The sequence below is a fragment of the Protofrankia sp. Cj5 genome, from assembly GCF_917627405.1.
Lineage (GTDB): Bacteria > Actinomycetota > Actinomycetes > Frankiales > Frankiaceae > Protofrankia.
The window spans coordinates 1-6,981 of the sequence record NZ_CAKJTO010000171.1 but is presented as its reverse complement, the minus strand read 5'-3'; the positions used below and the strand labels follow the sequence as shown (position 1 = coordinate 6,981).

The window sequence follows — 6,981 nt, the reverse complement described above, 5'->3', positions numbered from 1 at the left end:
GGTTGGGGGTGGCGACTGACGAGCCGGGGTACCCGTGCCTCGCGCAGCGATGGACGGGGAGCGATGACGCGAGGCGCGTGCCCCAGTCCCGCGACGCCGCGTCCCCTATTGCCGGTCGCGCTTGAGCATCAGGCCGTCGTGGCGAATGAACAGGACCGGGTCCTCGGTAGCGGCGGCCCGGGTCGCCGGATCATCGAGAAACCGTGCCACCCCGTCGGCCCGCGCCCGCAGCACAACCTCGGCCAGGTGCTCTTACCGACCTGGCGGGCACCGTTGACGACCACGACCCGCGTGTCGGACAACACCTCCATGATCAGCTCTACGGCTCGTCTGGGTACATAGTCAGCCGCCCTGCGCACGCAGCGATCATAGCAGCGCCCCTTCGATCCACCGAATGTCGATCTTTCGATCTGCCGAACCGGCCAGCCACACCGCACGGCGCATACGACGACACCCCGACCGGTCATCCGGCGGGGAAGTCGGGGACGGTGATCAAGCCGTCCGCCGCGAGCGGGAAGCCCGGGTTGTAGGCAATCTCCCAGGCGTGGCCGTCGAGGTCGGTGAAAACCCCCGCATATCCGCCATAAAACGTCTTGGCCGGCGGACGGGTGACCGTGGCCCCTGCCCGCTCCGCCATCGCGACGACATCGTCGACCTCCGCCTCGGACCGAACATTGTGCGCGAGGGCGACGCCGCTGAAGCCACCTGCCGGCCCGTCCATAATACCGCAGTCGCGCGCGAGTTTGTCGCGGCCCCAGAGGACGAACGCGATGCCGCCGGCCTGAAAGAACACGGTCTCTTCGACCTCCTGGCCCTGCCAGCCCAGCCGCTCGTAAAACGCCCGAGCGCGCCGCACGTCAACAACACCCAATGTAATCAAACTAACACGCTGCTCCATTGCTGGAGCGTACTTCGCCAGGGGCGCGGGCCCGGTTACCAGAGCACGTCATCGACGGGCGGCCATGCTCTGACGACGTGCCAGGGACAGGCTATCCGTGCTTGACTGGCTATCCATGACGGCGCCCCGGTCTGCCGTACGTACGGCACTGATCACCGTAGACGATGACCAGAGCGTCTCCCGCGCGGTCAGCCGGGACCTGCGACGGCGGTACGGCGAGAACCACCGGATCATCCGAGCCGATTCGGGCGAACAGGCGCTGGACGCGATGCGTGAGCTCAAGCTGCGCGGTGATCATGTCGCGGTGATCCTGGCCGACTACCGCATGCCACGGATGAACGGCATCGAATTCCTTGAACAGGCGATGGACCTGTTCCCCACAGCTCGGCGGGTGCTGCTGACCGCGTACGCCGACACCGATGCCGCGATCGACGCCATCAACGTCGTCGACCTGGACCACTACCTGCTCAAGCCGTGGGACCCGCCCGAGGAGAAGCTCTACCCGGTCGTGGACGCCCTGCTCGACGCCTGGCACACCACAGACCACCGGCCCGTACCAGAGACCAAGGTCATCGGCCACCGCTGGTCAGCGCGATCGCACGACGTCCGGGACTTCCTCGCCCGCAACCAGGTGCCCTACCGGTGGTACCTCGCCGACGAACCGGAAGGCGAGCGCCTGCTGGCCGCGGCCGGAACGGACGGCACAACCCTCCCCGTCGTGATCACCGAAAACGGCGAGGCACTGGTGGAGCCCACCGACTCGCAGCTCGCCAGCCGGGTCGGCCTCAGCACCGCGCCCGCCGCCGGCTTCTACGACATGATCGTCATCGGCGGGGGCCCGGCAGGCCTGGGCGCGGCCGTGTACGGCGCGTCCGAAGGGCTGCGGACCGTGCTGGTCGAACGGACCGCAACCGGTGGTCAGGCCGGCCAGAGCTCACGGATCGAGAACTACCTCGGCTTCCCCGATGGCGTGTCCGGGGCACAGCTCACCGACCGCGCCCGCCGACAGGCGGCTAAATTCGGCGCCGAGATACTCACCGCCCGTGACGTCGTCGGCCTGGAGGTCAACGGCTCGGGGCGGACCGTGCGCTTCGCCGACGGAGGACAGATCGACGCCCACACCGTCATCCTGGCGACCGGCGTGTCCTACCAGCAGCTGGCGGCTCCCGGCCTGGAGCCGCTGACCGGGCGCGGCGTCTTCTACGGCTCCGCGCTGACCGAGGCGTCCGGCTGCGCGGGGCAGGATATCTACATCGTCGGTGGGGCGAACTCCGCCGGGCAGGCCGCGGTGTACTTCGCCCGGCATGCCCGCTCGGTGGTCATGCTGGTCCGCGGCCCGTCGCTGGAAGCGTCCATGTCCCACTACCTCATCGAGCAGATCGCCGGCATCCCGACGATCTCGGTACGGACCTGTACCGAGGTGCTCGCCGGCCACGGCACGCAACACCTGGAGCAGCTGACGATCCGGGACAACACGACCGGTGCCACGGAGACGGTCGACGCGCAGTGGCTGTTCGTCTTCATCGGGGCGGCACCGCGCACCGACTGGCTGGACGGTGTGATCGTCCGTGATGGCCGCGGATTCGTCATTGCCGGCCCTGACCTCGTGGTCGACGGCCAACGGCCGCGCGGATGGTCCCTGGACCGGGATCCGTACCACCTCGAGACCAGCGTTCCGGGCGTCTTCGTGGCCGGGGACGCGCGGGCCGAGTCGGTGAAGCGGGTCGCGTCCGCGGTCGGTGAGGGTGCCATGGCCGTCACCCTGGTCCACCGGTATCTGGACAAGCGATGACCGGCCCGGCGCGGAGCGCCCCGTCAGCGGCGTGCGGCCCAGACGAGCTCCGCACGCTGTTCCTGTTCGAGAAACTCACCGAGGACCAGTTGGCCCGGCTGTGCGCGGACGGACGTGTCGAGCTCATCGAATCAGGACCGGTGTACGCCGAAGGCGAGCCTGCCAGCTGCTTCTATGTGCTCATCGAGGGAGCGCTGGTGCTGTCGCGGCGGGTCGGCGCCGACGACGTGGAGATCAGCCGCACGTCCCAGCGCGGTGTGTACGCGGGTGCCTTTCAGGCCTACCTGGGCGACCGCGTCCCGCAGGTCTACACCGCCTCGCTGCGGGTCAGTGAGCCGTCGCGCTTCTTCGTGCTCCCGGCGGACGCGCTGGCGCGGCTGATGCGGGAGTGGTTCCCGATGGCCGTACACATGCTGGAGGGGTTGTTCCTCGGCATGCGGACCGCCCAGCAGGCGATCGGTCAGCGGGAGCGGCTGCTGGCGCTGGGCTCGCTGTCCGCCGGGCTCACCCACGAGCTGAACAACCCGGCCGCCGCCGCGGTACGGGCGGCCTCGGCGTTGCGGGAACGGGTCGCCGGGATGCGGCACAAACTCGCTCTGATCGCCTCGGGCCCGTACGACCGGGCCACCCTGGGAATCCTGATCCGGCTGCAGGAGGAGGCGGTGGAGCGGGTCGCGAAGGCACCCGCGCTGACTCCGCTGGAGGCCGGCGACCGGGAGGACGCGGTCACCGACTGGCTCGACGATCACGGTATCGCCGGCGGATGGGATCTCGCCCCGACCTTCGTCCAGGCTGGTCTGGACCTGCCCTGGTTGGAGCAGGTCGCGGGCAGCGTCCCCGACGCGATACGTGAGGGTGCCGTCCGCTGGCTGAACTACACGGTCGAAACCGAGCTGCTCATGAACGAGATCGAGGACTCCACGGCCCGAATTTCCACCCTGGTGGCCGCCGCCAAGCAGTACTCCCAGCTGGACCGCGCGCCGTACCAGCGGGTCGACGTCCACGAGCTGCTGGACAGCACCCTGGTGATGCTCGCCGGCAAGATCGGCGATGGCGTCACCGTTGTCAGGGAGTACGACCGGGCCCTACCGAAGATCCCCGCCTATGCCGCCGAGCTCAACCAGGTCTGGACGAATCTGATCGACAACGCGGTCGCCGCCATGGACGGCGTCGGCACGTTGACCGTGCGCACGGCACCCAGCCAGGACCACGTGGTCGTCGAGATCGCCGACACCGGGCCGGGCGTGGCACCGGAGATCCGCGACCGGATCTTCGAACCGTTCTTCACCACCAAACCGGTGGGTGCAGGCACCGGTCTCGGCCTGGACATCTCCTGGCGCATCGTGGTCACCAAACACCACGGTGACCTGTCGGTGGAGTCGGTGCCCGGTGACACCCGGTTCCGGGTCCGGCTGCCTGCCGAACCGGCCGATGAACTGGCCGTATGACCGAGTGAGGCACATGACCGGGCGAGGCACATGACCGAAGGGAGCCAGCCAGATGGCTGAGGTGAGCACGATCGACCCGGCTGCGCCACCGAGCGGGACGGGCTGCGCCGAATGCACCGCCGGTAACGGCCCCGGGTGGTGGTTCCATCTGCGCCGCTGCGCCGGCTGTGGCCACATCGGCTGCTGCGACTCCTCCCCCTCCCAGCACGCGAGCGCGCACGCGACCACGACCGGACATCGGTTGATCCGCAGCTTCGAGCCAGGCGAGACCTGGTTCTGGGACTATCAGACCCAGCAGTACTACGACGGGCCGCCGCTGGCGCCGCCCGAGCATCACCCACTGGGCCAACCGACGCCCGGCCCGGCCGGCCGGGTACCCGCCGACTGGCAGGAGCAGCTGCGCTGAGGGCGGCTGCCGTTCGTCGACAAGATCGGCGCGAGTTTGTCGTCAGGTACGCCTATCCGGCCGAAAACCGTACCTGACAACAAACAAACGCCGATCATCGCCTCCATGAAGGGTCACGTTCTAAAAGCCCGGTTCAGAAGTCGATCATCTGGGCCAGCACGGTGCGTACCTCGGCTATCTGCTCGACGTTCAGCCGGTAGAGCGGACCGCGACCGGTGAGCCGGTTGGCCGAGACAGTACGGACCTGTTCAGTGATGGCCCAGCTGGTGGGCTTCCCGGAGATGTCGATCCGGACCCGATGGACCCAGCCAGGCCGCTCCCGAGCGGTCAGCGGAAGGACGCTCACCAGCGCACCACCGGTCAGAGCCAGGTGGAAGCGGGAGGACACCACGAGGGCCAGAGGCTCCTGGCAACAGCGTCTCATCCGGCCCTGGGAGCCCTCGAATCGTCAGCAGTGCGCGCCCGTGTACGGGCATACGTCGGGATCGAAGTTCTCCTTGAGACCTTCGATGAAAAGCTTCGTCGGTTCTCTGCCGGGATCAAGCCATCGCGCCACCGAGAGCCCGGTGACCTGATCGACACCCGCAGCCTTGAGTAGGGCGGACGCCGACTGCAAACGCCCTCCGCCGACCCAGGTGTCCTCGAGCAGGAGGACATGGCGAGAGCCGGCGCCGCTGGGAGACAGGACGAAGTGCGCTGGATTGAACGACCGTTTATCACCGACCGTCTCGCTCACGTGCACGGGCACATGTGGGACTCGACCCATGAACTGTGAAGCAATCCGTGCGAGCGGATGCAGGCCCTGTCGGCCAGACAGCGACGGGACGTAGGCCCAGGCGTCCGGGTGCTGCCGCCGCGGTCCGCGATGCAGTTCCAGTGCGCGACCACGGCGTAGGTCAGAAGAGACGCAACTGGCTGATAGCTCGTGGCACCGCCGCGCTTGTAGGCGTGCATCGTCTGCCCCGACTGCGCCCTCGGCCACGCGTAGGTGACGAATCCGAGGTGATCTGCCAGCCCGACGCTACCTACTCGCTCGGCACACCTATAGCAGGTGGGGAAGCCCGGGTTTGGGATACCTGCGCAGGTGCTGCAAGTAACTCCGGGTACCCATCGCGCATTGCGGAGGAACAAGCTTCCCGTTCTGCCAACGAGGTCGCGGAGTGTGTCAAGAGCGGGCGAGCGGGTGACCATCAGACAGTGATCTGACTGAGAACCGCTTCCAGTCGGCTCGGACGTTCGGCAAGCTCTTCGACCACGGCTCTCACCTCGGCGATCGACGATGCGACGTAGACGTCGGGATGACCGACGAGTTCCCTGCCCCACTGGGTGCTGTTGACGACGAGATCGGTCAGAATCACGGGCCGGCCGTGATGCACCGCCATCCGGGCCTGAATGCGGGCGCCGCTACGCTCCCCCGCCTCAACGACGATCGTGGTGATGCCGTAGCCGGACATCACCGCGTTACGCATCGGAAAGTTGTGCTGCTGAGGCGGCGCATCTGGCCAGAACTGTGACAGCACCAGCCCCGTCTCCGCGATGCGCTCCTGAAGTCCGCGGTTGCCGGCTGGGTAGCACCTGTTGATCCCAGTACCGATGACGGCCACGGTGCGTCCACCGCTGGCAATGGTGGTCTCGTGGGCAGCGGTGTCGATCCCCGCCGCGAGACCGGCAACCACGGTGAGCTCCATCGAAACCAGTGCGTCGGCGATGGACCTGGCCATCTGGAGGCCCCGCTCCGACGCCTCGCGCGAACCCACGACGGAGACGGCCTTGTCGTCGGCAAGCAGGCGACCGCGGGCAAACAGAAACGGGGGAGCCTCGTGGATGTCGCGGACGCGGGCCGGATAGCACTCATCGACGATCGAGAGGAACTCCAGCCCGGCTGCATGCCAGGCACGGACCTCGCCCCGCGCTTCGTCGAGCAGTGTGGCGTGGTCGTCGTCGCCGAAGAGGCTTTCAGCGACGAGCTGTGCCCGCGCCGCCGCGACGCTCCCGTTCTCCAGGACAACACCGGCGAGCTGGAGCCAGTTGAGCCCGCGCGGTCGCTCTCGAAGCAGCGCGACGAGCTCTGCCTGCTCCTCGATGCCCGGCTGCGCCACGCCGCCAGCGTAGTGGACGCGAGTACCGCGGGATCGTAGTCGCCTCACAATGCAACCGAACATACGTGCGAATATACACCGACATCGCGCTCGTGGACTACCCCGGCCAGTTGACGCTTGACGCTGCGCCTGACAGAAGTCGATCATGTCAGGCATGACAGTTGGGCAGGCATCGATCAACGCTCGCGATCTCAGTCGTCACGCGGCGAGCGTGCTCGACCGCGTCGAGCACGGCGAGCGGCTGGTGGTGACGCGCGGCGGGGAACCGATCGCAGAGATCATCCCTATCGCCCGTACCCAACGCCTGGTCGCCCGCTGGGTACGGGACGGCCTCATCC

At 67.8% G+C, this 6,981-nt stretch carries 9 protein-coding genes; 5 read left to right on the top strand and 4 right to left on the bottom strand.

What is annotated here, in order from left to right:
- Positions 1-138 precede the first annotated feature (138 nt).
- Positions 139-342: a hypothetical protein gene (locus MJ777_RS21765; protein ID WP_239377638.1), complete on the top strand. Its 204-nt coding sequence runs from the start codon at positions 139-141 to the stop codon at positions 340-342.
- A gap of 121 nt (positions 343-463) precedes the next feature.
- Here the strand turns inward: MJ777_RS21765 and MJ777_RS21760 are convergent, their stop codons facing one another.
- Complete coding sequence (locus MJ777_RS21760; protein WP_370652811.1) at positions 464-898, bottom strand: VOC family protein; 435 nt, start codon at positions 896-898, stop codon at positions 464-466.
- Positions 899-1,013: 115 nt separating this feature from the next.
- Here MJ777_RS21760 and MJ777_RS21755 point away from each other — a divergent pair, with 115 nt between their 5' ends.
- Genes MJ777_RS21755 through MJ777_RS22820 form a run of 3 tightly spaced genes read left to right on the top strand, consistent with a single transcriptional unit; the run spans position 1,014 to position 4,544 of the window.
- The gene (locus tag MJ777_RS21755) at positions 1,014-2,690 is read left to right on the top strand and encodes an FAD-dependent oxidoreductase (RefSeq protein ID WP_239347433.1); all 1,677 of its coding nucleotides are present in this window, start codon (positions 1,014-1,016) and stop codon (positions 2,688-2,690) included.
- Complete coding sequence (locus tag MJ777_RS21750; protein WP_239377636.1) at positions 2,687-4,138, top strand: sensor histidine kinase; 1,452 nt, start codon at positions 2,687-2,689, stop codon at positions 4,136-4,138. Before MJ777_RS21755 ends, MJ777_RS21750 begins: the two co-directional genes overlap by 4 nt.
- Positions 4,139-4,190: 52 nt before the next feature.
- Entirely contained in the window at positions 4,191-4,544 is a 354-nt protein-coding gene (locus MJ777_RS22820; protein ID WP_255720424.1) for a UBP-type zinc finger domain-containing protein, read from the top strand.
- A gap of 133 nt (positions 4,545-4,677) precedes the next feature.
- Here the strand turns inward: MJ777_RS22820 and MJ777_RS21740 are convergent, their stop codons facing one another.
- The 3 genes from MJ777_RS21740 to MJ777_RS21730 all read right to left on the bottom strand — a co-directional run bounded on the left by MJ777_RS21740 (position 4,678) and on the right by MJ777_RS21730 (position 6,643).
- On the bottom strand, positions 4,678-4,935 hold the full coding sequence (locus MJ777_RS21740; protein ID WP_239308000.1) for a type II toxin-antitoxin system PemK/MazF family toxin: 258 nt from the start codon (positions 4,933-4,935) through the stop codon (positions 4,678-4,680).
- 57 nt (positions 4,936-4,992) lie between these two features.
- Entirely contained in the window at positions 4,993-5,280 is a 288-nt protein-coding gene (locus tag MJ777_RS21735; protein ID WP_239377635.1) for a hypothetical protein, read from the bottom strand.
- A 454-nt stretch (positions 5,281-5,734) separates the two neighbouring features.
- Positions 5,735-6,643, bottom strand: coding sequence for a DNA-processing protein DprA (locus MJ777_RS21730; protein ID WP_239335508.1), 909 nt, complete (start codon positions 6,641-6,643; stop codon positions 5,735-5,737).
- Positions 6,644-6,797: 154 nt separating this feature from the next.
- Here MJ777_RS21730 and MJ777_RS21725 point away from each other — a divergent pair.
- Positions 6,798-6,981 (top strand): type II toxin-antitoxin system Phd/YefM family antitoxin (locus MJ777_RS21725; RefSeq protein WP_239377634.1); only part of this gene is annotated, 184 nt, incomplete at its 3' end.